Source organism: Streptomyces sp. NPDC050439 (assembly GCF_040655335.1).
GTDB lineage: Bacteria > Actinomycetota > Actinomycetes > Streptomycetales > Streptomycetaceae > Streptomyces.
On record NZ_JBFAJT010000002.1, the window covers coordinates 989,157 to 1,013,230 of the forward strand.

The following is a 24,074-nucleotide window of genomic DNA, read 5'->3' on the forward strand; positions in this document are numbered from 1 at the left end:
TGGGTTCGCGGCATCGCCGTACCGGTCGGGAGGGCACAGGCAAGATCGCTGCCATGATCCCTGCGTCGACCGGCGGACACTCACGGTAGTCACCAACGCTTCATGTGCGGGGGGCAGTTGACAAAGTCCGGCACCCAGCGTCCCGCTCTGGTATGACACGTCGCACGGTCGTCCGATTAACCGCCGGAGATGTGTTCGGCGCCCGCGGGCGGGTGCGATCCGGCGTGCGGCCGACACGTCCCGAACGTCCCAATGTGACACCGGAGCCACCCGGACTTCGCAGAGAAAGGACAACTGCGCATCCGTATCGGTGAAATACCGGTGGAACCCTGAGAGCCGCCCGTGCCGTACTGCAATATCCGTCAGCACGAGCGTGATGGGCGACGTGGACCCGCACCTGCGCGGGAGGGGTGACCTGCTCCGCCCGGGTGCGGACGCGTCAGGTGAAGCGAGGCATCAACGATGTCGGTGGAAAGGCTGCGGGACACCGGGAGTCAGCCGGGGTTCTTCCGGGAACTGGTCGAATCCTCACAGGACGCGATCCTCATGAAGACCCTGGACGGGCAGATCATCTTCTGGAACGCGGCGGCGCAAAGGCTGTACGGATACGCGCCCGAGGAGGCCGTCGGCAGCCATGTCGGCATGATCGTGCCCCCGGACCTCAAGGACGAGGAAGCCGGTCTGCTCGCGCAGATCGCCCGGGGCGTGCGGATCGAGCACTACGAGACCCGCCGGACCGCCTGCGGCGGCCGTGTCCTGGACATCGACGTGACCCTGTGGCCGATCCGCGCGCACGACGGGACCATCACGGCCGCCTGCTCCCTCATGCGCGACATCACCGCCCGCAAGAGAGCCGACGCGGAGCTCACCGAGTTGCACGCGCAGCAGCGCCAGGTCGCGCTGGCCCTCAACCTCATGGGCAACGCCAAGCAGATCCCCGGCGCGCTCGCGGCCAGCCGCTATCTGCCCTCGACCCAGGGGCAGGGGGTCGGCGGTGACTGGTTCGACCTCATCGACCTGGGCGCCGGGCGGGTCGGGGTCTTCGTCGGCGACGTGATGGGGCGCGGTCTTGACGCGGCCGTGGTCATGGGGCAGCTGCGCTCCGCGGCCCGCGCGCTGGCCCTGGCGGGGCTGCCGCCGTGCGAACTGATGCAGACGCTGGACGCTTTCACGCGTGACCTGCCCGAGCCCTTCGTCACCTGCGTCTATCTGGAGGCCGACCCCGCCCAGGGCGAGGTGACCGTGTGTTCGGCCGGCCATCTGCCGGTGCTCCTCATCGAGCCGGACGCGACCGTGCGCGAGCTGCCGGTGCCGACCGGGATTCCCCTCGGGGTGGGCGGGGTGCCGCACCAGCAGGTCCGTCTGCCGCTGCGGGCCGGCACTACCCTGACCCTCTACACCGACGGTCTGGTGGAGACGGCAAGCAGCGACATCGACCTCCGCCTGAAGATGGTGACCAGCATGCTGGAGGACGTCTTCGCCACGGCCGGCGGCCTGGAGAGCGCCGCCGACCGCGTCCTGCACGCGCTGCTGCCGGACACCGAGACGTACGCCGACGACGTGACCCTGCTGCTCGTCAGCTTCCCCACGGCGCCCCTGGACACCGCGGAGACGGGTCTGGCGTCCGAGTCGGCGTCGATCCCGGCCGGGCGGCAGTTCCTGCGGGCGAGGCTGGCGGACTGGGGGCTGACGGCACAGACCGACACGGCCCTCCTGCTGGCCTCCGAACTCCTGACCAACGCGTACCGCCACGCGCGCGGGCCCTTCAACCTGCGGGTGTGGCACAGCGTCCGCGAGCTGGGCGTGGAGATCACCGACCACACCACGCCCCGGCCGCGGGCCCGGCTCGCGGAGAGCACCGAGGAGGACGGCCGCGGGCTGCTCCTGGTCGAGGCCCTCGCCGACGCCTGGGGCACCCGCCCCACCTCCACCGGCAAGACGGTCTGGTTCACCATGCTGCTCGCCCCGACCACCAAGGGCTCCCCTCAGGCGACCCTGACTCCCGCACCGAGCTGACGGCGGTACGGAGCCAGGTGCGGCACCCACCGACACGTGCCGCCTCGGGCCCCCGGCGGTCCCTACGGCTGACTCGGCGCTCGCCCGGCTGAAGGCCAAGCATGATCACAGCTGCCAGGCGGGACAGGTCGTACGCTGCCACCCCGGCTCCCGACAGCCCGCCGCCGTGCGCTCGGCGGAACCAACCGCTGACTCGGCGCTCGCCCAGCCGATCGGCAGGCGTGGCCGCCAAGGCCGCCAGGCGGGTGCGCGTCGTTCGATCGCCCGCCGCCCCGCCTCAACCGACCCGCGCCGCCTCGGGCTCCCCGGTGCCTTCCGTGCGGTCGGCTGCTGCCGTGTGGTCGGCGGGCGCCGTCGCTGACTCGGTGCCTGCGGTGATGCCCTCCGGGTGGGTCCAGCCGGTTTCCGGCTCGATGGCGACTCCGCGCCACCACGGCTGGGACGGGATGGCGTCCGATGCGGGTTCGAACGGCTCGCCCGGTACGGGGAGCGCGATCCTCGCCCCCACGCGGGCCGCCTCGGCGAGCGTGCCCTCGCCCGGGGCGGACCACGGGTGCGGCGCGAGGTTGAACGTGCCCCAGTGGATCGGCAGCATCACGCCGTCGGGGCGCCCGCCCTGGAGGTCCAGGTGCGCGCGCACCCCCTCCTCGGGGGTCATGTGGATGTCGGGCCAGAACTCGCTGTACGCCCCGATCTGGATCATCGTGACGTCGAACGGTCCGTGCTCCGCGCCGATCTCGCGGAATCCGCCGAAGTAGCCGGTGTCGCCGCTGTGGTAAACGCTGTGCTCGGGTCCCGCGACGGCCCAGGACGCCCAGAGCGTGTGCTGCGGGTTGCGTACGCCGCGGCCGCAGAAGTGGCGCGCGGGCGTCGCCGTCAGGGTCAGGCCGCCCACCTTCGTGGTCTCGTTCCAGTCGAGCTCGCGCAGCCGGTCCGCGGGGACGCCCCAGCGCTCCAGGTGGGCGCCGACGCCCAGCGGCACCGCGAAGACGGTGTCCGTGCCGACCAGGGCCTGGATGGTGGGCATGTCCAGGTGGTCGTAGTGATCGTGCGAGATCACCACGACGTCCACCGGGCCGAGCGCCGCGAGCGGCACCGGCACGGGGTGCAGCCGCTTGGGTCCGACCCAGGAGAAGGGAGAGCACCGCTCTCCCCAGACGGGGTCGAACAGCACCCGCTGCCCGTCGATCTCGGCGAGCACACTGGAGTGCCCCATCCAGGTGATGCGCAATCCGCCGGCCGGGGGCACGGCGAGATCGGCGAGGGTGGTGGCATGGACGGGGACGGTGCCCATGGGGCCACGCCGGATCCGCTCTTCCTTGCGGAAGTAGATCTTCGCGAACTCGAGCGTCGAACCGGTGGGCCGGGTCCGCGCCCCGTCGGGGTTCTGGAAGGACCCGTCGGCGAAGTTCGGCGATCTGTGGATCCTCGCGAGCCGCTCACCGGCCGGATCCGCGCCGAAGGCGGCGGTCCTGAGCGAGCGGAGCCCAGAGCTCAGCGAACGGGACACAGCACCTCCTGGAAGGGATAGGTCAGATCTCCATTATGTGCACCGCCTCCGACACCGGCCGCCCGGAGGGGCCCGCACCGGCCACGAGGAGGGGCCCGCACCGGCCACGCGCGCGCATACGCGTGATGTACTCCTACTGATCCCTCATTCAGTAGGAGTCCCCCATGCCTCCCCCCATGCCCCCAGCACCCCTCCTCTCCCTCACCTGGACCGACCACATCACCGGCCACCGGGGCTTCCTGGTCATCGACCGTCTCGTACGCGGCGTCTGCAGCGGCGGCCTGCGGATGCGTCCCGGCTGCACCCTCGACGAGGTCACGGGCCTCGCCCGCGGGATGACGATGAAGGAGGCCCTGCACTACGACCCCAGCGCCCGCTACATCCCGCTCGGCGGCGCCAAGGGCGGCATCGACTGCGATCCGCGCGCCCCGGAGGCGTACGACGTCCTGGTCCGCTACCTGCGGGCCATGCGCCCGTACGTCGAGAGCTCCTGGACGACGGGCGAGGACCTGGGGCTGACCCAGGACCTGGTCGACGAGGCGGCGGCGGAAGCAGGCCTGATCTCATGCGTCCAGGCCGTCCACCCGCTCCTGGACGACGAGACGGCGGCCCGCGAGCGCCTGGCGGACGCGTTCGCCGTGGAGGTCGACGGGATCGGCCTCGCCGAGCTGGTCGGCGGCCACGGCGTCGCCGAGGCGGTCCTCGCGGCCCTCGACCGCGCGGGGCACGCGCACGCGGGCGCGCGCGTGGCCGTACAGGGCCTGGGCACCATGGGCGGCGCGACCGCACGGTTCCTCACCCGCGCGGGCCTGCGCATCGTGGCCGTCGCCGACATCAAGGGCACGATCGCCGACCCGGCGGGTCTCGACGTGGAGGCACTGCTCGCCGCCCGGGACGCGCACGGCACGGTCGACCGCTCCGCCCTGCGGCCCGACGACCGCGAGCTCCCGGGCGAGGCCTGGCTGTCCACGGAGGCGGAGATCCTGGTCCCCGCGGCGGTGTCGTACGCCATCGACCGGACCAACCAGGCGCGGATCACGGCCCGTTGGATAGCCGAGGCGGCCAACATGCCGGTGCTGCCCGAGGCGGAGCACCTCCTCGCACAGCGGGGCATCACCGTCCTGCCCGATGTCGTCGTCAACTCCGGTACCAACGCCTGGTGGTGGTGGACGCTGTTCGGCGACATCGGCCCCGACGCGGACGGGGCCTTCGCGTACACGCGCCGCTCGATGCGGGCTCTGGTCGACGTGATGCTGCGCCGCGCCGAAGCGGACGGCACGACGCCGCGCGCGGCGGCCCACGCGCTGGTCGCCGACCGGCTGCCGGAGATCGGGGAGCGCTTCGGCTGGTACGCGAACGCGTAGCGGGAGCTGGGTAGGCTGCCCGGCGTGGCGAGAGTGCGGTTGAGCGTGGCGGAACGGCGGGCGGAGCTCCTTGCCGCCACCGTCGAACAGATCGAGGTGCGCGGTGTGGCGGCCGTACGCATCGCGGACGTGGCCGCGGCGCTCGGGGTGAGCAACGCGCTGGTCCTGTACCACTTCTCGACGAAGGAGAAGCTGGTGGCAGCGGCCTTCGCGCATGCCGCGGAGGCCGATCTGGCGCATCTGCGCGCCCTTCTGGGCCGCCGCACCACGGCCCTGCGCCGCCTGCGCGCCGCCGTCCGCTGGTACGCCCCCACCGGCCAGGCCAAGGGCTGGCGCCTCTGGATCGAGGGCTGGTCCGCCGCGCTGCGCGAGCCCACCCTGCGCACGGTGACGCGCGACCTGGACCAGCGGTGGAAGGCCGCCCTTGCAGAGGTCATCGGGGAGGGCGTCACCGCGGGCGAGTTCACCTGCGCGGACCCCCGGGCCACGGCACTGCGCCTCACTGCCCTGCTCGACGGCCTCGCGGTGCAGATGACGGCCTACGAGGGTGCGCTGTCCCGCGCCCGCATGCTGGCGTGGGTGGACGAGGCCCTGGACCGTGAACTGGGCCCGGCCCCCGTCGCATCGCCCCCCGCGGACGCCCCCTTCAGGACGCCGACTTGATGTGCATCCTGACGGTGTACGGGTCCACGCTCCCCTTGGCCTCCACGTGGTCCCCCGACGACTCCCCGCGCAGCCGCCGCCCGAACCACGGGACCAGGTACTCGCGCGCCCAGTTGATGTTGTCGCGCCGCACCTCCAGCGTGCCGCGCGGCGGCTCCGGCGGCCACGGCTGGTCCGGATCGGCGGGGACCTCGAGACCGAGGACCTGGGCCGCGCGCAGCGCCACCCGGGTGTGGCCCTCGGCGGAGAGGTGCAGGCGGTCGCCGTCCCAGGCACGGCGGTCCTGGATGGTCTTGAGGGACCACAGGTCGAGGACCGGGCAGCCGTAACGGTCGGCGATCGCGCGGACATGGCCGTTGTACGTGGCGATCTTCCCGCGCAGGTGCTTGAGGACCGGGACCCCGCGGGTGTCGAAGCCCGTGGTCACCATGACCGTGCCGACCGACGACGTGAGGTCGACGACGGCCCGCTCGAACCGCTCGGCGACCTCGTCCGGGTCGGTGCCGGGCCGGATGATGTCGTTGCCGCCCGCGCAGAACGTCAGCAGGTCGGGGCCCAGCTCCTTGGCCAGGGGCACCTGGTCGGCGACGACCTGGTCGAGCAGCTTGCCGCGCACGGCGAGGTTGGCGTACCGGAAGGTGTGCTCCGGCAGCCGGTCGTCGAGCAGCACCGCGAGGCGGTCGGCCCAGCCGACGAACGCGCCGTCGGGACCGGGGTCCCCCACGCCTTCGGTGAAGCTGTCGCCGACCGCTGCGTAGGAGGTGAATGTGTCAGGGATGAAGGTTGTCGACTCTGCTCTCACGTCGTCCCATCTTTCACCTCACCAAGTGACCTACGCCACCGTAGGGAGGGGTTGACGGAGGGTGAGATAAGCCACCGGTCAAGTTTCTTCCAAGCCAGGAATAGACGGCAACGCGTCGTCGCCGTGAGGGGGTTCACCTGTGAGGCAATGCTCATGCACCGGCAGTGATTGCCTCAGGTACCCGTGTCGTATGGTCGAAGTCCCACCCCGACCGGCGAGTCGCGCCGGCGCCCGGACCGGAGGAGCCCCCGTGACGCAGCAGGTCCCGCCGACAGAGCTGACGACGACCGAGCAGGCGGAGCCCGAGCTGGCCGGAGTCCGCAACTTCCGTGACGTGGGCGGGCTTCCGACCGTGGACGGCCGCCGGGTGCGCCACGGCCGGCTCTTCCGCAGCGGTCACCTCGCGCACGCCACCGCGTCCGACGCCGCGTTCCTCTCCACGCTGGGCCTGCACACGATCTACGACTTCCGCAACGCGGCCGACCAGCGCCTGGAAGGCCCGGACGTCGAGCTGCCCGGCGTACGCAACGTGAACCTGCCGCTGACCGACCCGGCGCACGGCGCCGAGTTCTGGACGATGGTCCGCGACGGCGATCTGGACGAGCTGCGCGCGGCGCTTTCCGAGGGGCAGGCCGCGGGGCGCCTCACCGACACGTACCGCGAGATCATCAGGGACCGCACCGCCGAGCACAGCCGGGTGCTGCACGAGATGGCCGCGGACAGCGTGCCCGCCCTGATGCACTGCGCGGCGGGCAAGGACCGCGCAGGACTCTCGATAGCCGTCACGCTCCTCGCCGTCGGCGTCGAGCGCGACGCCATCGAGGCGGACTACCTGGAGTCGAACGCCACCCACCGCCGCTACAAGGTTCGCCGCGGCGACAACTCGCCGAACGCGATGTCCCCGGAGGTCATGCAGCTGCTCAGCCCGCTCTTCGAGGCCCGCGCCGCATATCTGGCCGCGGCCTTCGAGACGATCGAGCAGACCTGGGGCGACACGGAGACCTACCTCACCGAGGGCCTGAAGCTGGCCCCCGAGACCCGCGAGCGGCTGCGCGAGCACCTCCTGGACTGACGCAGCCCACCGGCCGCACCGTCACTGGTTCTGCGCGCCCAGCGTGAACAGCAGGTAGATGAAGGCCGCGAACACGTGGCCCACGGCAACGTAGATGATCAGCCGGATCCAGAGCCCGCGGGGGAGCTTCTCCTCCATGGACATGGCCTTCTTGGCGGGGACGGCCGGCTCGGGCTGCCGCGCTTCGGGTTCCGTCATCGCGTGTCTCCCAGGGTGGGGCTGTGCGGGGTCTCGCCGAGGCACAGCGCGGTGGCGGGACTCTGCAGCAGGGTGTGGACGAAGAGAAGGTCGGTGCCGAGGTGGTCCGCGGCGGCGATCCGGTGCGGGGTCAGCGAGTCGAAGTGCGCGCTGTCCCCCGGTTCGAGCGTGTACGTGGTGTCGCCGAGCCGCAGCCGAAGGCGCCCCTGGAGGACGTACAGCCACTCCTCGCCGGGGTGGACGCGCACGATGTCGCCCTGGGCGCCGTGCGGCACGTGCACCCGCAGTGCCTGCATGCCCCGGGCCTGCGCGCCCGCCTGCCAGTAGGTCCAGCCGCCCGCCCGCGTGGGTTCCATGTCCGCGGCGCGGACGATCGCGTCCCGGTCGGCGGGCTTCTCGCCGAGGAGCTCCGAGACCGTCGTACCGTAGGTGCGGGCGAGGGCGAGCAGCATCGGCAGCGAGGGCTGGCGCTGCCCGGTCTCCAGGCGGGAGAGATGGGCGGGCGAGAGTCCGGCGGTGCGGGCGGCGGCCTCCAGCGTCAGGGCGGCACGGCGCCGCAGCTCACGCAGTTGCGGGGCGACGGCGGGCAGCGCCTCGGCGGCCTCCGGGTCGAGCGGTTCGGGCTCGGCATTGCTCATACCTTGATTGAGCCAGGCTCTTGCCTCCGAGGCAACTTTCTTGCCCCAGAGGCAAAAGTGCTTGCTCCGGACCTCAGCGGTTTGCGACCGCCTGCTTCACCAGTGTCCTGCCGAAGTCCCACATCAGCCCGCCCCCGCTGTGCGCCTCGTCCATCACGGCGGTGAAGGCCTCCACGAACCGGTCGACCTCCCGCTCCCCGACGGTCAGCGGCGGGATCAGCTTGATGACATCCAGATGGTCGCCGGACACCTGGGTGAGGATGCGGTGCTTCTGCAGCAGCGGCACGACGACCATCTGCGCGAAGAGCCCCTTGCGTGCCGCCTGCAGCATGGTCCAACGGCCGCGCAGCTTCAGTGACTTGGGGCGCCCGAACTCGATGCCGACCATCAGGCCCCGGCCGCGCACCTCGCTCAGCAGCTCGTAGCGGTCGACGAGCGCGCCTAGCCGCGTCTTCAGGAGCTCGCCGGTCACGCGCGCGTTCTCGACGGTCTTCTCGTCCTCCATGACGGCCAGGACCGCGAGCCCGGCCGCCATGGCCTGCGCGTTGGACCCGAAGCTCGCCGAGTGCACGAGCACCCGGTCCATGGACGAGTAGACCTTCTTGAAGATCCAGTCCTTGCCCAGGGTCGCGCCCACCGGCACATAGCCGCCGGACAGCGCTTTGGCGACGCACACCAGGTCCGGCTCGACGCCCTCCTCGTGCTGGTAGGCGTAGAAGTCGCCGGTCCTGCCGAGGCCCGTCTGCACCTCGTCGGCGATGAGGAGCGCCTTGTGTTTGCGCAGGAGCTCCTGCGCGGCGAGCAGATAGCCGGGCGGCGGCGCGTGCACGCCCTTGCCCTGGATGGGCTCGACGATGAGCCCGGCCACGTCGCCCTTGGCCAGCTCCGCGCGCAGGGCGTCCAGGTCACCGAGCGGCACCGCGGTGTCGGGCAGCAGCGGCGCGAACCCGTCCCGGAAGCCCGACTCGCCGTTGACCGAGAGCGAGCCGGTGGTCAGGCCGTGGAAGGCGTGCGTGCAGTAGAGCACCCTCGGCCTGCCTGTCGCGTACCGCGCGAACTTCAGCGCGGTCTCGACGGCCTCGGTGCCGCTGTTGCCGAAGAAGACCCGGTCCAGGTGCGGGCTGTGCGTGAGCAGCTTCTCGGCGAGCAGGCCGGGCAGCGGCTGGCAGTCGAAGCGCGTCAGGTCGGCGAGCGAGGCGTCCAGGACGTCGTGCAGCGCCTTGCGTACGACGGGGTGGTGGCGGCCGAGGCCCATCACCCCGAAGCCCGCGAGCATGTCGAGGTAGTCGTTGCCCTCCGCGTCCCAGAAGTACGCGCCCTCGGCCCGCTCGTAGACCTTGTCGAAGCCGATGGTGTGCAGCATGCGCGGCAGCTGATGGTTCAGATGCCGCGCGTGCAGTTCGTAGCGCTCGGCGCCCCGCTCGGCGAGGAGTCTGCCGAGGTCGAACTCCTTGGTCATGCTCCGTGCTCCTTGGCTGCCAGGGTGGCGCTGATCCGCCCCGCGATCTCTACGGGGGTGAGCCCGATGTCCGCGAGCACCTCGGCCCGCTTGGCGTGCGCGAGGAACTGCTCGGGGATGCCGAACCGCCTTACGGGTACGTCGACTTCGGCATCGCCCAGTGCGAGGGCAATGGCCGCGCCGACCCCGGAGGCCCGGCTGTTGTCCTCCACGACCCCCACGACGCGGTGCCGCGCGGCCAGCGGGGGCAGCTCGGCGTCGACCGGCTTGACCCAGCGCGGGTCGATCACGGTGCAGGTGAGGCCCCGCTCCCGCAGCAGATCCGCTGCCTGCAGGCAGACGGGCGCCATCACGCCGACCGCCACGAGAAGCACATCGGCATCGGGGTCCTGGCTCAGCACGTCCATGCCGCCGATCCGGTCCACCGCGGGAATCGCCGGTCCCACCGACTCCTTGGGGAAGCGGAGAAGCGTCGGCGCGTCGTCCACGGCGACCGCTTCCCGCAGTTGCGCGCGCAGTTGGTCCGCGTCGCGCGGCGCGGCGATCCGCAGCCCCGGCACCACCTGGAGGATCGACATGTCCCACATGCCGTTGTGCGAGGCCCCGTCGACACCCGTGACCCCGGCCCGGTCCAGGACGAAGGTGACGCCGCACTCGTGCAGCGCGACATCCATCAGGAGCTGGTCGAAGGCGCGGTTGAGGAAGGTGGCGTAGACGGCGACGACGGGGTGCAGGCCGCCGGTCGCGAGCCCGGCGGCCGACACGGTGGCGTGCTGTTCCGCGATCCCGACGTCCCACACCCGGTCGGGGTAGGCCTCGGCGAACTTCGTCAGACCGACCGGTCCCAGCATGGCCGCGGTGATCGCGACCACGTCATCGCGCTCGGCACCGATGCGTACGATCTCGTCGCCGAACACCGAGGTCCAGGAGGGCCCGTTCGAGGGTGCGAGGGGCTCGCAGGTCAGCGGGTCCATCACGCCGACCGTGTGGAAGCGGTCGGCCTCGTCGGCGAGCGCGGGTTCGTAGCCGCGGCCCTTCTCGGTGAGGCAGTGGACTATGACGGGGCCGTGGAAGCGTTTCGCACGTCGCAGTGCCGACTCGACGGCCCCGGTGTCGTGACCGTCGATCGGCCCGACGTACTTCAGGCCCAGGTCCTCGAACATGCCCTGCGGCGCGAAGGCGTCCTTGAACCCCTTCTTGGCGCCGTGCAGCGACTCGTACAGCGTGTGCCCGACGACGGGCGTGCGCTGGAGGATGTCCTTGCCCCAGGCCAGGACCTGTTCGTAGCTGTCGGTCGTGCGCAGCGTGGCGAGGTGGTCGGCGAGGCCGCCGATGGTGGGGGCGTACGAACGTTCGTTGTCGTTGACGACGATGATCAACGGCCGGTCCTTCGCGGCCGCGATGTTGTTGAGGGCCTCCCACGCCATGCCACCGGTCAGCGCGCCGTCCCCGATGACGGCGACGACGTGGCCCCGCTCCCCCAGTACCTGGCGCGCCTTGGCCAGGCCGTCGGCCCAGCCGAGTGCCGTCGAGGCGTGGCTGTTCTCGACGATGTCGTGCTCGGACTCGGCGCGCGAGGGGTAGCCGGACAGGCCGCCCTTGCCGCGCAGCTTGGAGAAGTCCTGCCGGCCGGTCAGGAGTTTGTGCACGTAGCTCTGGTGTCCGGTGTCCCACACGATGCGGTCGAGCGGCGACTCGAAGACCCGGTGGAGGGCGACGGAGAGTTCCACCACCCCCAGATTGGGACCGAGGTGACCTCCCGTCCTGGCGACCGCGTGCACCAGGAACTCCCGGACCTCCTCGGCCAGTTCGACGAGCTCGTCCTCGGTCAGCGCCTTCAGGTCACGCGGCCCCCGGATGGATTCCAGAATGGTCATGCTCGGCCCCCTCTCTGGTGGAACTCAGCTCACGGTGACGTCCGGCACCCCTGAGGTGACGCCGTCGTCCTGCATCTGTTCGGCGATCTTCATCGCCTCGTCGATGAGGGTCTCCACGATCTTCGACTCGGGGACGGTCTTGATGACCTCGCCCTTGACGAAGATCTGCCCCTTGCCGTTGCCTGACGCGACGCCGAGGTCCGCCTCACGGGCCTCCCCCGGCCCGTTCACGACACACCCCATGACGGCGACACGCAGCGGCACTTCCATGCCGTCCAGGCCCGCGGTGACCTCTTCGGCCAGCTTGTAGACGTCGACCTGGGCGCGGCCGCAGGACGGGCAGGAGACGATCTCCAGGCGGCGTTGCCGCAGGTTCAGCGACTCCAGGATCTGGATGCCGACCTTGACCTCCTCGGCGGGCGGCGCGGACAGCGAGACGCGGATGGTGTCGCCGATGCCCTCGGAGAGCAGCGCGCCGAAGGCGACCGCCGACTTGATCATGCCCTGGAAGGCCGGTCCGGCCTCGGTCACGCCGAGGTGCAGGGGATAGTCGCAGGCCGCGGCAAGCTGGCGGTAGGCGTTGACCATGACCACCGGGTCGTTGTGCTTGACCGAGATCTTGATGTCCCTGAAGCCGTGCTCCTCGAAGAGCGACGCCTCCCACAGGGCCGACTCGACAAGCGCCTCCGGAGTCGCCTTGCCGTACTTCTTGAGAAGGCGTGCGTCCAGCGAACCCGCGTTCACGCCGATCCGGATCGGGGTGCCCGTCGCCGACGCGGCTCGGGCGATGTCACGCACCTTGTCGTCGAACTGCTTGATGTTTCCCGGATTCACCCGCACCGCCGCACACCCGGCGTCGATCGCGGCGAACACGTACTTCGGCTGGAAGTGGATGTCCGCGATCACCGGGATCTGCGACTTGCGCGCGATCGTCGCCAGGGCGTCCGCGTCGTCCTGCGTAGGACAGGCGACCCGCACGATCTGGCAGCCGGACGCGGTGAGTTCGGCGATCTGCTGCAGCGTCGCGCCGATGTCGGACGTACGCGTCGTCGTCATCGACTGCACCGACACCGGCGCGCCGCCCCCCACGGCCACCGGCCCGACCTCGATGCGCCGCGCGAGGCGGCGCTCCGCGACCGGCCGGACCGGCAGCTCAGGAAGGCCCAGTGCGACAGGCGTTCCAGGGGTCATGACGTCACCCCGCGCGGTTGGCGGAGACCGTCTCGCGGGCGGCACGGATGGACTCCTTCAGGGAGCCCATGGTGGCCAGGACGGCGGTCGGCTCATAGCCGCAGTGCGCCATGCAGTTGGCGCACCGCGGGTCCTTGCCGCGGCCGTACTTGTCCCAGTCGGTCTCCTCGATGAGCTCCTTGTACGTCGGGACGTACCCGTCGCTCATCAGGTAGCAGGGGCGCTGCCAGCCGAAGAGCGAGTAGTTCGGGATCGCCCACGCGGTGCACGGGAAGTCCGCCTTGCCCTCCAGGAAGTCGAGGAACAACGGCGAGTGGTTCAGGCGCCAGCGCCGCCTGTTGCCCCCCGCGAAGGCCTTCTTGAACAGCTCGCGGGTCTGCTCGACGCCCAGGAAGTGCTCCTGGTCGGGGGCCTTCTCGTAGGCGTAGGCGGGCGAGAGCATCATCTCGTCGACCTGCAGCTCGTCGTTGAGGTAGTTGAGGACCTCGATGATGTTCTGCGGGGTGTCGTTGCTGAAGAAGGTCGAGTTGGTCGTGACCCGGAAGCCGCGCTTCTTGGCTTCCTTGATCGCCGCAACCGCCTCGTCGAACACGCCCTCCTTCGCGACGGACTCGTCGTGCCGCTCCCGCATGCCGTCGATGTGCACGGCGAACGCGAAGTACGGCGAGGGCGTGAACTTGTCCAGCTTCTTGCGCAGCAGCATGGCGTTGGTGCAGAGGAAGACGTACTTCTTCTTGGCCACCAACTGCCGCACGATCTCGTCCATGTGAGGGTGCATCAGCGGTTCGCCACCGGCGATGGACACCATCGGCGCACCGGACTCAAGGACGGCGCCCACGGCCTGGGCCACCGGCATGCGCTGCTTGAGCACACCGGCCGGGTGCTGGATCTTCCCGCATCCCTCGCACGCGAGGTTGCACGCGAAGAGCGGCTCCAACTCGACGATCAGCGGAAACTTCTCACGCTTGCGGAGCTTTTGTTCAAAGAGATACGTCGCGACCTTGATGGTCTGGCGCAGCGGCATGGCCATCTGGCTCACCTCCGTGGGAGCAAAGAAGAACGGTGCCATTCGAAAAATGCGGGAAGCACGGCGCGAAGAACACGGAAAGCTGATATTCCACCGCGCACCGTGCCGATGCGGACGAGTTCGTGCTGTGGGGCGTCCACGACCACCCGGACGGCGGCAACGGGACGGTCTCCCGCCCGCAGCGCGCTGTGCAGGGTCACGGCGGACTCCATGTCCACCGCGATCGCTCCCGTGGCGAGCAGGCCGGCACGTTCGTGCTCTCGGACGACATGGTCGGATCCGGTGAGCGGGCCGGTGTGCACGGTGCGGCCGGGAACGGCCCGCTCCAGCTCCTTGACCAGCAGATCGGTGCCGACGCAGGGCGTGTGGCCATGTGCGTCGCGGGTCTCGTCGGCGACGATCAGGTCGCCGGGGTGCATGCCGGGGGCGAGCCCGGCGCAGAAACCGGTGGCCACGACGGCGGCGTGGCGCAGCGGTTCCTTGCCGAGGGCGCCGGTGACGGCGCGCTCGGCGTTCTTGGGGCCCATGCCCGTACGGAGCAGGGTGACCCGCCCGTGCGCGCCCCCGCGGTCACCCGTGCGCAGGGCGAGGTGCTCGATGCCGAGCGCGCAGGCGATCAGCAGCGGCGCGGGGTCCGGCGCGGCCGGGGTCCTCTCCATCAACCCCCCTTGACGGAGAGGCCGGCGAACGGCTCTCCGTTGACGTACCGGCCAAGGGCGGTGAGCGGGAACACCTGCCGGTAGAGGTGGTAGTTGATGGAGAAGTCCCAGGGGAAGCCGGTGCCGGTGAAGTACGGCTCGTCCCAGGAGCCGTCGTCCCGCTGCGTCTCGGCGAGCCAGGCGACGCCCCGCTCGACGGCCTTGGAGTCCCGCTCTCCTGCGGCCAGCAGCGCGAGCAGCGCCCAGGCGGTCTGTGAGGCGGTGGAGACGCCGTGGCCCCGCCACTCCTCGTAGCGGTAGGAGCGCAGGTCCTCGCCCCAGCCTCCGTCGTCGTTCTGCACCGACTCCAGCCAGGTGACGGCGCGGCGCAGCGCGGGGTGCGAGCCCGGCAGGCCGGCGGCGGTGAGCGCGGGCACCACGGACCCTGTGCCGTATACGTAGTTGACGCCCCAGCGGCCGAGCCAGGAACCGTCCGGTTCCTGTTCGGCGAGCAGCCACTCGATGCCGCGCCGGGTGCGCGGGTCGTGTGCCTTGCCCTCGATGGCGAGCATCTCGACGACGTGCCCGGTGACGTCGGCCGACGGCGGGTCGATGACCTCTCCGAAGTCGCAGAACGGCAGCCGGTTGGGGAACGGGCTGGTGTTGTCGGCGTCGAAGGCGGCCCAGGCGTTGTTCTTGGACTGCATGCCCAGGGTCCAGCGCACTCCGCGGCTGATCGCGTTCTCCATGCGGGCGCGGTCTGGGTGGTCGACGCGGCGCAGCGCCAGGATGACCTCGGCGGTGTCGTCGATGTCGGGGTAGTTGTCGTTGTGGAACTCGAACGCCCAGCCGCCGGGGGCCAGTTGGGGCCTGCGGACGGACCAGTCACCGGGCCGTGCGATCTCCTCGGCGAGCATCCAGTCCGCGGCCTTGATGAGCTGCGGATGGTCGGCGGGCACGCCCGCGTCGGCGAGGGCGATGGTCGCGAGGCAGGTGTCCCAGACCGGCGACTGACACGCCTCGATCATCCGTGCGCCGTCCTTGCGCCACACCGCGAACCGGTCGAGGGACGCCAGGCCCGCCTTGAGGACCGGGTGTTCCAGGTCGTAGCCGAGCAGATGCAGCGCGATCACGGAGTAGACGGCGGGCGGCTGGATTCCGCCCCAGCAGCCGTCGTTCTCCTGGCGTTCGATGATCCAGCGGGCGGCGCTGTTCATCGCGGCCTTGCGGACCTTGCGCGGCGCGACCTTGTGGTAGACGTGCAGCGCCTTGTCCAGGCGTTGGAAGAGGCCGTCCCAACTCCCCATGGGGGCAAGGGGCTTGTCCGGGTTCGGGACCCGTACGTCGGTGTGCAGCTCGTCCAGCGGGAAGGGCGCGGGGCGGACGGGGCGCTTGGCGGAGACGACCGTGAGCGGCACGATCGTCTGCCGGGCCCAGCACCCGAAGTCGTAGATGTTGAGGGGCAGCCACTTGGGGAAGTAGATGAGCTCAGGCGGGAGTTCGGGCAGGTCGTCCCACTTCCACCAGCCGAACAGGGCGAGCCAGATGCGGGTGAAGACGCGGCTCTCGGCGATGCCGCCCTGGCCGCGGATCCAGGCGGAGGCCCTCGCCATGTGCGGGTCGTCGGGGGCGTCGCCCGCGAGGCGCAGCGCGACGTACGCCTCGATGGTGGTGGAGAGTTCACCGGGGCCGCCGAAGAAGGTGGCCCAGGTCCCGTCCTCGCGCTGCTCGCCGCGGATGAAGAGCGCGGCGGCGCGGGTGGTCCTCTCGTCCCGGATTCCGAGGAACTGACGGAGCAGCAGGTCCTCGGCGTCCATCGTCACATTGGTCTCGAGGTCGCCCTTCCACCAGCCCTGGGCGTCCTGCTGTCCCAGCAGGAACTCGGTGGAGCGTTGTATGGCGCGCGCGGCGGCGTCATGGGGCCGTGCTGTCGCGGCGGCGTGGTCGAGTGGCTGGCTGGCCGAGGTTGCGCGGGGCGTCACCGCTCCGGTGCTTCCGTCGGTCGTCGCTGTCATGGCTTCCCCTTCGTGCAGTCGTCTTCTCTGCTGTGGGTCCGCCGTCGGCCGACGCGCTGGGCGCCGGCCGGCGACTGCGAGCGCTATATCTGCCCGATAGTGATCATCTCTTCCGTACGACGACGAAGTCGGCGAGCGCGACGAGCTGTGCCCGGACCCGCTCCGGCATCTCGATGGTGTCCAGGGCCTCGATGGCGACGGTGTGCTGGCGCCGGGCCTCCTCGGCGGTCCACTCGCGGCCGCCCGCCTGCTCGATCAGGGCGGCGCGCGCGGCGAACTCCTCCTCGGAGAAGCTGTCGAAGTCGTTGCTCTTGGCGTCGGCCGCGAGCAGCTCGCCGAGCTGCTCGGACGCGGGCCCGCCCGCGGCGAGCGCGGCCACCACCGGCAGAGACTTCTTGCGCTGGCGCAGGTCGCTCCAGGTCTGCTTGCCGGTGGACTCCGGGTCGCCCCAGATGCCGAGCAGGTCATCCACGGCCTGGAAGGCGAGGCCGAGGTGGTAGCCGTACTTCTCCAGGACGTCGGCGGTGTGGTCGTCGGCGCCGCCGAGGACCGCGCCGATGGAGACCGCGCAGGCGAGCAGGGCGCCGGTCTTGTTGCCCTCCATCTCCAGGCACTCCTCGACGGTGACCCGCTCGCGGTGCTCGTAGGAGATGTCCTGCGCCTGGCCGTCGATCAGGGCGCGGGTCGCGGTGGTCAGGCGGCGCGTGGCGCGGCCCGCCTCGACGGTGCCGATCTCCAGGAGGATCTCGTTGGCGAGCGCGAAGAGGGCGTCGCCGACGAGGATGGCCTGGGCCGGGCCGTGCACCTTCCACACCGTGTCGCGGTGCCTGCGCTGCTCGTCGCCGTCCATGAGGTCGTCGTGCAGCAGCGAGAAGTTGTGGACCAGCTCGACGGCGACGGCTCCGGGTACGCCGACTTCCGGCGCGGCCCCCGCCGCTTCCGCGGAGAGCAGGGCGAGCGCGGGGCGCACGGCCTTGCCGCCGTCGCCGTCGGACGGGTTGCCCTCGGCGTCGATCCAGCCGAAGTGGTAGGCGGCGACGGTGTCCATGGGCGGTGCGAGGCGGTCCACGGCGGACCGCAGCACCGGGGTCGCCAGCGTCCTTCCGCGCTCGAGCAGTGAGGTCACGTCCACCGTGTCGGCAGCCGATTCGGCCGAGGGCACAGTCGGCACAGTCTCTCCTCTTGTTCCAATGCTGGCTTTCTGGGGACCTGACCCCAGAAGGGCTGGCTTCACGCGGCCTCCTCGACGTCGAAGAGGTGATCACGTGGGCGGTCGAGTGCGGAGAGAGCGGCCCCGGCGGCACTGATGCCACTGCGGACGGCGCTCTCCATGGTCGCGGGCCACCCGGTGGCGGTCCACGCCCCGGCCAGGTACAGACCGGGAGCCTTGGTGCGAGCACCGGGCCGCAGCCGGCCCACACCGGGAGTCGGCGCGAAGGTCGCCGTGCGCTCCCGGGTCACGAAGAAGTCCCGTACCTCCGCGCCGTGCGCGGCGGGCAGCAGCCGCTCCAGCTCCGGCAGATAGCGCTCGCGCAGCGCGGCGACGGGTGCGTCGATCTCGTCCTGGGCGGCGGACTGGGACAGTGCGACGTACTGGCCCTCGGTGAGTCCGGAGGCGTCGGTCCGGTCGAAGACCCACTGCACCGGCGAGCCGATGGCCGCGAAGAACGGCCTCTTGAGGACCTTGCGGTCGTACACGACGTGGATGTTGAGGATCGGCGCGGTGTCGATGTCGAGCAGCCGGTCGGGCTCGTCCAGGGCGCCGTCCGGGAGCAGATCGTGCGTCTCGTGCTGCGGCACCGCGAGCACGACGGTCTCCGCATCGAGCGTCTCGCCGGGAACTTCGACCCGCCAACCCCCGTTCTCCGTAGGGGAGATGGAGGTGACGCGTGTCCTCAGTTCGGTTCGCACGCCCGCGGAGTCGAGCGCCTTGCGGGCGAGCGTGTCATGGATGTCACCGAGGGGCACATGTGCCCAGCCGATGTCGGCGGCGCCCGGCTGCGAGAGCAGCCCGGTCTTGAAGACCATCGCCGCGAGCCCCAGCGAGGAGTCCCCCGCGACGGCGTTCAGCGTGGCCACGCCGACCAGGTCCCACAGCGCCTCGACGGCGCGCGCGGACTGACCGTGCTCGGCCAGCCAGCTGCCGAAGTCCTGGCCGTCCAGCTTGGGGTCGGCCGGGTCGAGTCCCTTGAGGGCGAGCGCGGCGCGGCCCACGTTGGCGCGCTCCGCGAGCGACAGATGCGGGTACGTGGCGAGGCTCGCCGCCAGGTGCAGCGGCACGGGCAGCGCGGTGCGGCGCAGCCGTCCGAGCCGGTTGCGGTCGGCGTCGAGTACGGGCACGTCGAGACGTTCCTGCAGGGGCGCGAGGGCAGCGCCGTCGACGCGGTCGAGGAACCAGCGGTAGGCGGAGCAGCAGCGCAGATAGACGTGCTGGCCGTTGTCGACGGTCAGTTCGCCGCGCTTGAAGGAGAAGGCGAGCCCGCCGAGGCGCGGCCGCCCTTCGAGCAGCGTCACACGCAACCCCGCGTCGGCCAGGGACAGCGCCGCGGTGATCCCGGCGAGGCCGCCGCCGACCACCACGGCGGCCCCGCGGCCCACCTTGCCGTCGGCCTCCGCGGCCGACCGCGTGTCGTCGTCGCTCATGCTCTTTCTCCCTCGGCGGTTGCAGTCTGGGACGCCAGGGCCCGGCGGAGGGTTGCCCGCCGGTTGCAGGGGGTTGCCCTACGTTCACCGCATTCGCCGCGGATGCCCATCAAGTACGCCTCCTGACGGTCTGTCGGGAGATGGTGCGCGCATCGAGACCGGAGAGGCCGCGGACGGCGACATACGCCTTTTCGTGGCCGGGCAGCGAGACACGGCCGCGCAGGACCGCCTCGGGCTCCCGCTCGATGCGGTCGAGGAGGCGGCGGTAGATGCCCGCCATGGCGGCGACGCAGGCCCCGCTGCGCCGGTCCAGCATGGGAAGCAGCCGGTACCCCTCGGCGAACAGCGCCCGCGCCCTGCGCACCTCGAAGTGCACGAGCCCGGCGAAGTCGGAGCCGGCGGGCGGCTCGGAGCCCGAGAACCCGGCGGAGCAGCCGAACTTGGCGAGGTCGTCGGCGGGCAGATACGTACGCCCGCCCTCCGCGTCCTCGCGCACGTCACGCAGGATGTTGGTCAATTGGAGCGCGAGGCCGAGCGTGTCGGCATACTCCGGCGCGCGCTCGGCATGGAGCGCCCCCCGCTCGGTGCCGAACACGCCCAGGGAGAGCCGCCCGATGGCCCCTGCCACACACCGGCAGTAGACCTTCAGGTCCTCCCACGTCTCGTACGTCTCACCGCGGACGTCCATCAGGACCCCGTCGATCAGCTCGTCGAGCCCGCCGAGCGGGATGGGGAAGTGGTCCGCGGCGTGCGCGAGCGCGACCGCCACGGGGTCGGTGTCGTCCTCGTCCACGTTCCCCGCGCGGATCCGGGCGAGGAGGGCCCGGGTCTCGTCGAGGCGCTCGGCCTTGACGTCAGGGGCGAGCGCGCCGTCGCCGATGTCGTCCACGCGCCGCGAGAGGGCGTAGAGCGCCGACATGGCGCGGCGCTTGGGCATCGGCAGCAGCCTGATGCCGTACGCGAAATTGCGTGCCTGCTGTCCGGTGACGGCCTCGCAGTAGCTGTATGCGGCGAGTACCGGCGCGGACACGTTCGGGCCTGACTCCACGGTCCGGCTCACCCCTCTCCTCGCAGAACCGCCCCCACCTCGCGCAGCAAACGCGGTTTGGTGGGCTTCGGCGGTCCAGGAAGTACGTCGTATCCGGCGGCGGCGATCGCGGAGACCGCCGCCCTCCCCCCAGCCACGAAACCTGCAAGCAGCACCTTCAGCCTGCCGTGGACGCTACCCACCAGGGGGGTGCCTTCATTCAGGAGGCAGCGGGCGCGTTCTGCTTCATATGCAACCAGTGCGCGCACCGATGCGCCTGCTGTCGGCGCGGCGAGATCTTGCTCCTGGACATGGAATCGCCTCATGTCCTCGGCGGGCAGGTAGATGCGGCCTTGTGCCAGGTCCTCGGCCACGTCCTGCAGGTGCTCGACGATCTGGAGCCCGGTGCACACCGCGTCCGAGCGGCGGATCCGCTCCGGCGTCGCGGTGCCCGTGATGCCGAGCACGAGCCGGCCCACGGGGTTCGCGGACAGCTCGCAGTAGGCGAGGAGGTCGTCGTACGTCTCGTAGCGCGCGACGAGCTGGTCCTGGCGGTTGGCCGCGATCAGGCCGAGGAAGGGTTCGGGGGTGAGGTCGCAGCGCAGCACGGTGGGCTGCAGCGCGCGCATCAGCGGGTGCCTCGGTGTGCCGTCGAAGACCCGGTGCAGGTCGGCCTCGAAGGCGTCCAGGAGGGCGAGCCGGTCGTCGGCCGCCCCGGGATCCACACCGAGGTGGCGGGCGTCGGCGCCGCCGGGGGCCAGGTCGCCGTCGCCGATGTCGTCGACGAGGCGGGCGTAGCCGTACACGGCCATAAGGTCGTCGCGCCAGGCGCGGGGCAGGAAGAAGGGCGCCACGGGGAAGTTCTCGTCCGCGGCCTTCGCGAGGACGGCGGATGCGTCGCGCAGATGGAGATCATCCGTAGCCATTGCCGTCACATCTCCCGTTCTACACTGCCGACCCAATACATCCTATTTCGGACACGCCGCCCGGCCCTCCGCGAGGCGGACCGTGCCATTAGCCGGGGGCGCCGCACGATATCGCCCCACTTGCCGCGAATCAGCACCGCTACAGCTTACGTTGTACAACGCAGCCTGCATCGTCGGGGTGTTCCGCGCATCACAACAACACACCGATTGGCGTCAATCTTCCCTGGGCTCAAGGGACTTGGGACAACCACCGGGACTGTCGGGACTCAGGACGCGACAGAGCCCCGCCGGGTTGACTCCGGCGGGGCCCTGGTGCATTCGGGCGTACGGCAGGGGCTATTTGCCCGTGAACTTCTCGTATTCCTTTATGACCTCGTCGGTCGGCCCGTCCATGCGCAGCTCGCCGCGCTCCAGCCACAGCACGCGGTCGCAGGTGTCACGGATGGACTTGTTGTTGTGACTGACGAGGAAGACCGTGCCGGCCTCCTTGCGGAGCTCGCGGATACGGGCCTCGGAGCGCTTCTGGAACTTGCGGTCACCCGTGGCGAGCGCCTCGTCGATCATCAGTACGTCGTGGTCCTTGGCGGCCGCGATGGAGAAGCGCAGGCGGGCCGCCATGCCCGAGGAGTACGTGCGCATCGGCAGGGTGATGAAGTCGCCCTTCTCGTTGATGCCCGAGAAGTCGACGATCTCCTGGTAGCGCTCCTTGATCTGCTCGCGCGTCATGCCCATCGCGAGGCCGCCGAGTATCACGTTGCGCTCGCCCGTGAGGTCGTTCATCAGGGCCGCGTTCACGCCGAGCAGCGAGGGCTGGCCGTCGGTGTAGACCTTGCCCTTCTCGGCGGGCAGCAGGCCCGCGATGGCACGGAGCAGGGTCGACTTGCCGGAGCCGTTCGAGCCGATCAGGCCGATGGCCTCACCGCGGTAGGAGGTGAAGCTGACGCCGCGCACGGCGTGCACCTTGCGTACGCCCCGCTCCTCGCCGCGCCTGATGATGCGGCTCAGGGCGGAGGTGGCGCTGCCCTTGCCCGTCTTGGCGCCGTTCACGCGGTAGACGATGTGCAGCTCGTCGGCGATGACGGTGGGGATGTGCGTCCTGTCGATCTTGTCGACGGTGTTCTCGTCAGCCACGGCCGTAACGCTCCTCAGCCTTCCAGAAGTACACGAAGCCGCCGACGGCGATCAGCACGGCCCAGCCCGCGGCGATCGCCCACGTCCAGTAACCCAGCGGGAGGTACTCGATGCCGTACCCGTCGATCAGCGCGAAGCGCATCAGGTCCATGTAGATGGCCGCCGGGTTCCACTGCAGGATGTCGGCGATCCACTCCGGCTTGCCCTTGAGCATGACCGGGATGGAGAACATCACGCCGGACGCGTACATCCACGTACGCATCACGAACGGCATCAGCTGAGCGAGGTCGGGGGTCTTGCTGCCCAGCCTTGCCATGATCATCGCGAGGCCGGTGTTGAACAGGAACTGCAGGGCGAGGGCCGGGACGATCAGCAGCCACGACAGCTTGGGGTAGCTGCCGAAGCCGATCGTGATGACGAACAGCACGATCATCGAGAACAGCAGCTGCTGGAGCTGCTGCAGCGAGAAGGAGATCGGCAGCGAGGCCCGCGGGAAGTGCAGCGCGCGCACCAGACCGAGGTTGCCCGCGATCGCCCGGACACCCGCCATCACCGAGGACTGCGTGAAGGTGAAGACGAAGACCCCGGTGACCAGGAACGGGATGTAGACCTCGCGCTCGAAGCCCCGGTCCGCCTCCAGGATCAGACCGAAGATCAGGAAGTAGACGAGCGCGTTCAGGAGCGGCGTCGCCACCTGCCACAGCTGGCCGAGCTTGGCCTGGCTGTACTGGGCGGTCAGCTTCGCCTGCGAGAAGGCGAGGATGAAGTGGCGCCGTCCCCAGAGCTGGTTGACGTACTCGAAAAGTCCGGGCCGTGCGCCGCTGACGGTCAGACCGTACTTGGCGGCGAGATCGGCTCGGGAGAGCCCGTCATCGGGCGACGGAGGCGAGGTCACCGCGACTCCGCCGTCATGCGTTGTCTCACTCACGAGTGGAAACTTTCGTCTTCAGATGCGCAGCCGGTCGGGCGTAGGCGTGGGCCAGGGACCGGGGTATGGCCCAGATGTTCTCAGACCCGAGCTTCTCAGATGACAGGAGGTCGGCCCAGTCGGGTCAGCCGCCACACCGTACGCCACTTCATCGGTTTGCGAGGTCCGCAGGGCGTTGTCCAGCCCTCCTTGAAGCCGCCGAACCAGGCCTTGAGCGCGGGGCCCGAGGGCTTCCTGGCCAGGGTCAGGAGCATCCACACGCCGAGGTAGACCGGGACCAGGAGCGCGGGCAGATTCCGGCGGGCGAGCCAGACCCGGTTGCGCGCGACCATCCGGTGGTAGACCGCGTGCCGCGAGGGGGCGGTCGTCGGGTGGAAAAGCACCATGTCGGCGCGGTAGTCGATCATCCAGCCCGCGTTCAGGGCACGCCAGGCGAGGTCGGTCTCCTCGTGGGCGTAGAAGAACTCGTCGGGCAGACCGCCGACCTCGGCCATGACCTGCGTACGGACGGCGTTGGCGCCGCCGAGGAAGGTCGTCACCCGGGAGGAGCGCATCGGGTCGGCCGCGCGCAGGCGCGGAACGTGCCGGCGCTGGGTCTCCCCGGTGTCGGGGTCGGCGATACGGAAGCTGATGATGCCGAGCTTCGGGTCGGCGGCGAACGCCTCGCGGCACAGTTGGGCCGTGTCCATGTTGGCCAGGAGGCCGTCGTCGTCGAGGAAGAGAAGGATGTCGACGTCGGTGCCGCCGGGGCCGAAGGCCTCGATGCCGACGTTGCGACCGCCGGGGATGCCGAGGTTCTCGGGCAGCTCGACGGTGCGTACGCCCTCGGGGACGTCGGGCACGGGGGCGCCGTTGCCGACGACCACCACCTCGACCGGGTCGCCGTCCTGCTTGGCGACCGAGTCGAGCAGGGCGCGCAGCTCCTGCGGCCGGTTGCCCATGGTGATGA

At 70.6% G+C, this 24,074-nt stretch carries 21 protein-coding genes; 4 read left to right on the forward strand and 17 right to left on the reverse strand.

All coding sequences use genetic code 11. From position 1 onward, the window contains the following. The first annotated feature begins 462 nt into the window (after positions 1 to 462). Complete coding sequence (locus tag AB0I66_RS11530) at positions 463 to 2,016, forward strand: SpoIIE family protein phosphatase (protein WP_363207545.1); 1,554 nt, start codon at positions 463 to 465, stop codon at positions 2,014 to 2,016. Between the two features lie 277 nt (positions 2,017 to 2,293). Here the strand turns inward: AB0I66_RS11530 and AB0I66_RS11535 are convergent, their stop codons facing one another. Next, on the reverse strand, positions 2,294 to 3,526 hold the full coding sequence (locus AB0I66_RS11535) for an MBL fold metallo-hydrolase (protein WP_363207546.1): 1,233 nt from the start codon (positions 3,524 to 3,526) through the stop codon (positions 2,294 to 2,296). 176 nt (positions 3,527 to 3,702) lie between these two features. On the opposite strand from AB0I66_RS11535, the gene AB0I66_RS11540 reads away from it, so the two are divergent. Next, positions 3,703 to 4,890 carry a Glu/Leu/Phe/Val dehydrogenase dimerization domain-containing protein gene (locus tag AB0I66_RS11540; RefSeq protein ID WP_363207547.1) on the forward strand — a complete coding sequence of 396 codons (1,188 nt, stop codon included), beginning with the start codon at positions 3,703 to 3,705 and terminating at the stop codon, positions 4,888 to 4,890. A 24-nt stretch (positions 4,891 to 4,914) separates the two neighbouring features. After that, complete coding sequence (locus AB0I66_RS11545; RefSeq protein ID WP_363207548.1) at positions 4,915 to 5,553, forward strand: TetR/AcrR family transcriptional regulator; 639 nt, start codon at positions 4,915 to 4,917, stop codon at positions 5,551 to 5,553. Here the strand turns inward: AB0I66_RS11545 and AB0I66_RS11550 are convergent. Further along, a complete protein-coding gene (locus AB0I66_RS11550) occupies positions 5,537 to 6,355 on the reverse strand; it encodes an SGNH/GDSL hydrolase family protein (RefSeq protein WP_363207549.1) in 819 nt (272 codons plus the stop codon). The two genes, AB0I66_RS11545 and AB0I66_RS11550, sit on opposite strands and share 17 nt — an antisense overlap. 250 nt (positions 6,356 to 6,605) lie before the next feature. On the opposite strand from AB0I66_RS11550, the gene AB0I66_RS11555 reads away from it, so the two are divergent. Further along, positions 6,606 to 7,427, forward strand: coding sequence for a tyrosine-protein phosphatase (locus tag AB0I66_RS11555; protein WP_363207550.1), 822 nt, complete (start codon positions 6,606 to 6,608; stop codon positions 7,425 to 7,427). Between the two features lie 21 nt (positions 7,428 to 7,448). Here AB0I66_RS11555 and AB0I66_RS11560 read toward each other — a convergent pair whose 3' ends face one another. From AB0I66_RS11560 to AB0I66_RS11630, 15 genes are all read right to left on the reverse strand, one after another. After that, the gene (locus AB0I66_RS11560) at positions 7,449 to 7,625 is read right to left on the reverse strand and encodes a DUF6126 family protein (protein WP_363207551.1); all 177 of its coding nucleotides are present in this window, start codon (positions 7,623 to 7,625) and stop codon (positions 7,449 to 7,451) included. Next, the gene (locus AB0I66_RS11565; RefSeq protein WP_363207552.1) at positions 7,622 to 8,263 is read right to left on the reverse strand and encodes an XRE family transcriptional regulator; all 642 of its coding nucleotides are present in this window, start codon (positions 8,261 to 8,263) and stop codon (positions 7,622 to 7,624) included. Before AB0I66_RS11565 ends, AB0I66_RS11560 begins: the two co-directional genes overlap by 4 nt. A gap of 73 nt (positions 8,264 to 8,336) precedes the next feature. Continuing rightward, the gene (locus AB0I66_RS11570; RefSeq protein WP_363207553.1) at positions 8,337 to 9,722 is read right to left on the reverse strand and encodes an aspartate aminotransferase family protein; all 1,386 of its coding nucleotides are present in this window, start codon (positions 9,720 to 9,722) and stop codon (positions 8,337 to 8,339) included. Beyond that, a complete protein-coding gene (gene dxs / locus AB0I66_RS11575) occupies positions 9,719 to 11,599 on the reverse strand; it encodes a 1-deoxy-D-xylulose-5-phosphate synthase (protein ID WP_363207554.1) in 1,881 nt (626 codons plus the stop codon). The genes AB0I66_RS11570 and dxs overlap by 4 nt, the downstream gene beginning before the upstream one ends. Positions 11,600 to 11,623: 24 nt before the next feature. Then, complete coding sequence (gene ispG / locus AB0I66_RS11580) at positions 11,624 to 12,790, reverse strand: flavodoxin-dependent (E)-4-hydroxy-3-methylbut-2-enyl-diphosphate synthase (RefSeq protein WP_363207555.1); 1,167 nt, start codon at positions 12,788 to 12,790, stop codon at positions 11,624 to 11,626. A 4-nt stretch (positions 12,791 to 12,794) separates the two neighbouring features. Beyond that, positions 12,795 to 13,820 (reverse strand): adenosyl-hopene transferase HpnH, encoded by a 1,026-nt coding sequence (gene hpnH / locus AB0I66_RS11585; protein WP_363207556.1) that lies wholly within the window; start codon positions 13,818 to 13,820, stop codon positions 12,795 to 12,797. Positions 13,821 to 13,825: 5 nt separating this feature from the next. Next, complete coding sequence (locus AB0I66_RS11590) at positions 13,826 to 14,476, reverse strand: 1-hydroxy-2-methyl-2-butenyl 4-diphosphate reductase (RefSeq protein WP_363207557.1); 651 nt, start codon at positions 14,474 to 14,476, stop codon at positions 13,826 to 13,828. Next, the gene (shc, locus tag AB0I66_RS11595; RefSeq protein WP_363207558.1) at positions 14,476 to 16,470 is read right to left on the reverse strand and encodes a squalene--hopene cyclase; all 1,995 of its coding nucleotides are present in this window, start codon (positions 16,468 to 16,470) and stop codon (positions 14,476 to 14,478) included. The genes AB0I66_RS11590 and shc overlap by 1 nt, the downstream gene beginning before the upstream one ends. Positions 16,471 to 16,573: 103 nt before the next feature. Continuing rightward, on the reverse strand, positions 16,574 to 17,632 hold the full coding sequence (locus AB0I66_RS11600; RefSeq protein WP_363207882.1) for a polyprenyl synthetase family protein: 1,059 nt from the start codon (positions 17,630 to 17,632) through the stop codon (positions 16,574 to 16,576). Positions 17,633 to 17,700: 68 nt separating this feature from the next. After that, a complete protein-coding gene (gene hpnE, locus AB0I66_RS11605) occupies positions 17,701 to 19,182 on the reverse strand; it encodes a hydroxysqualene dehydroxylase HpnE (protein ID WP_363207883.1) in 1,482 nt (493 codons plus the stop codon). Between the two features lie 40 nt (positions 19,183 to 19,222). Continuing rightward, on the reverse strand, positions 19,223 to 20,173 hold the full coding sequence (gene hpnD, locus AB0I66_RS11610; RefSeq protein WP_363207559.1) for a presqualene diphosphate synthase HpnD: 951 nt from the start codon (positions 20,171 to 20,173) through the stop codon (positions 19,223 to 19,225). Further along, positions 20,170 to 21,066 carry a squalene synthase HpnC gene (hpnC, locus tag AB0I66_RS11615; RefSeq protein ID WP_363207560.1) on the reverse strand — a complete coding sequence of 299 codons (897 nt, stop codon included), beginning with the start codon at positions 21,064 to 21,066 and terminating at the stop codon, positions 20,170 to 20,172. The genes hpnD and hpnC overlap by 4 nt, the downstream gene beginning before the upstream one ends. A 336-nt stretch (positions 21,067 to 21,402) precedes the next feature. Beyond that, positions 21,403 to 22,170, reverse strand: coding sequence for an ABC transporter ATP-binding protein (locus tag AB0I66_RS11620; RefSeq protein WP_363207884.1), 768 nt, complete (start codon positions 22,168 to 22,170; stop codon positions 21,403 to 21,405). A 19-nt stretch (positions 22,171 to 22,189) separates the two neighbouring features. Then, on the reverse strand, positions 22,190 to 23,125 hold the full coding sequence (locus AB0I66_RS11625; RefSeq protein ID WP_363207561.1) for an ABC transporter permease: 936 nt from the start codon (positions 23,123 to 23,125) through the stop codon (positions 22,190 to 22,192). A gap of 95 nt (positions 23,126 to 23,220) precedes the next feature. After that, positions 23,221 to 24,066: a glycosyltransferase gene (locus tag AB0I66_RS11630; RefSeq protein ID WP_361830425.1), complete on the reverse strand. Its 846-nt coding sequence runs from the start codon at positions 24,064 to 24,066 to the stop codon at positions 23,221 to 23,223. Between the last annotated feature and the right edge of the window lie 8 nt (positions 24,067 to 24,074).

Bases quoted from the DNA above. Each gene is read 5' to 3' on its own strand.
- AB0I66_RS11530 (WP_363207545.1), top strand. From the start codon at position 463: ATGTCGGTGGAAAGGCTGCGGGACACCGGGAGTCAGCCGGGGTTCTTC.
- AB0I66_RS11540 (WP_363207547.1), top strand. From the start codon at position 3,703: ATGCCCCCAGCACCCCTCCTCTCCCTCACCTGGACCGACCACATCACC.
- AB0I66_RS11560 (WP_363207551.1), bottom strand. From the start codon at position 7,625: ATGACGGAACCCGAAGCGCGGCAGCCCGAGCCGGCCGTCCCCGCCAAG.
- AB0I66_RS11565 (WP_363207552.1), bottom strand. From the start codon at position 8,263: ATGAGCAATGCCGAGCCCGAACCGCTCGACCCGGAGGCCGCCGAGGCG.
- AB0I66_RS11570 (WP_363207553.1), bottom strand. From the start codon at position 9,722: ATGACCAAGGAGTTCGACCTCGGCAGACTCCTCGCCGAGCGGGGCGCC.
- dxs (WP_363207554.1), bottom strand. From the start codon at position 11,599: ATGACCATTCTGGAATCCATCCGGGGGCCGCGTGACCTGAAGGCGCTG.
- ispG (WP_363207555.1), bottom strand. From the start codon at position 12,790: ATGACCCCTGGAACGCCTGTCGCACTGGGCCTTCCTGAGCTGCCGGTC.
- hpnH (WP_363207556.1), bottom strand. From the start codon at position 13,820: ATGGCCATGCCGCTGCGCCAGACCATCAAGGTCGCGACGTATCTCTTT.
- AB0I66_RS11590 (WP_363207557.1), bottom strand. From the start codon at position 14,476: ATGGAGAGGACCCCGGCCGCGCCGGACCCCGCGCCGCTGCTGATCGCC.
- shc (WP_363207558.1), bottom strand. From the start codon at position 16,470: ATGACAGCGACGACCGACGGAAGCACCGGAGCGGTGACGCCCCGCGCA.
- hpnC (WP_363207560.1), bottom strand. From the start codon at position 21,066: ATGGCTACGGATGATCTCCATCTGCGCGACGCATCCGCCGTCCTCGCG.
- AB0I66_RS11630 (WP_361830425.1), bottom strand. From the start codon at position 24,066: ATGGGCAACCGGCCGCAGGAGCTGCGCGCCCTGCTCGACTCGGTCGCC.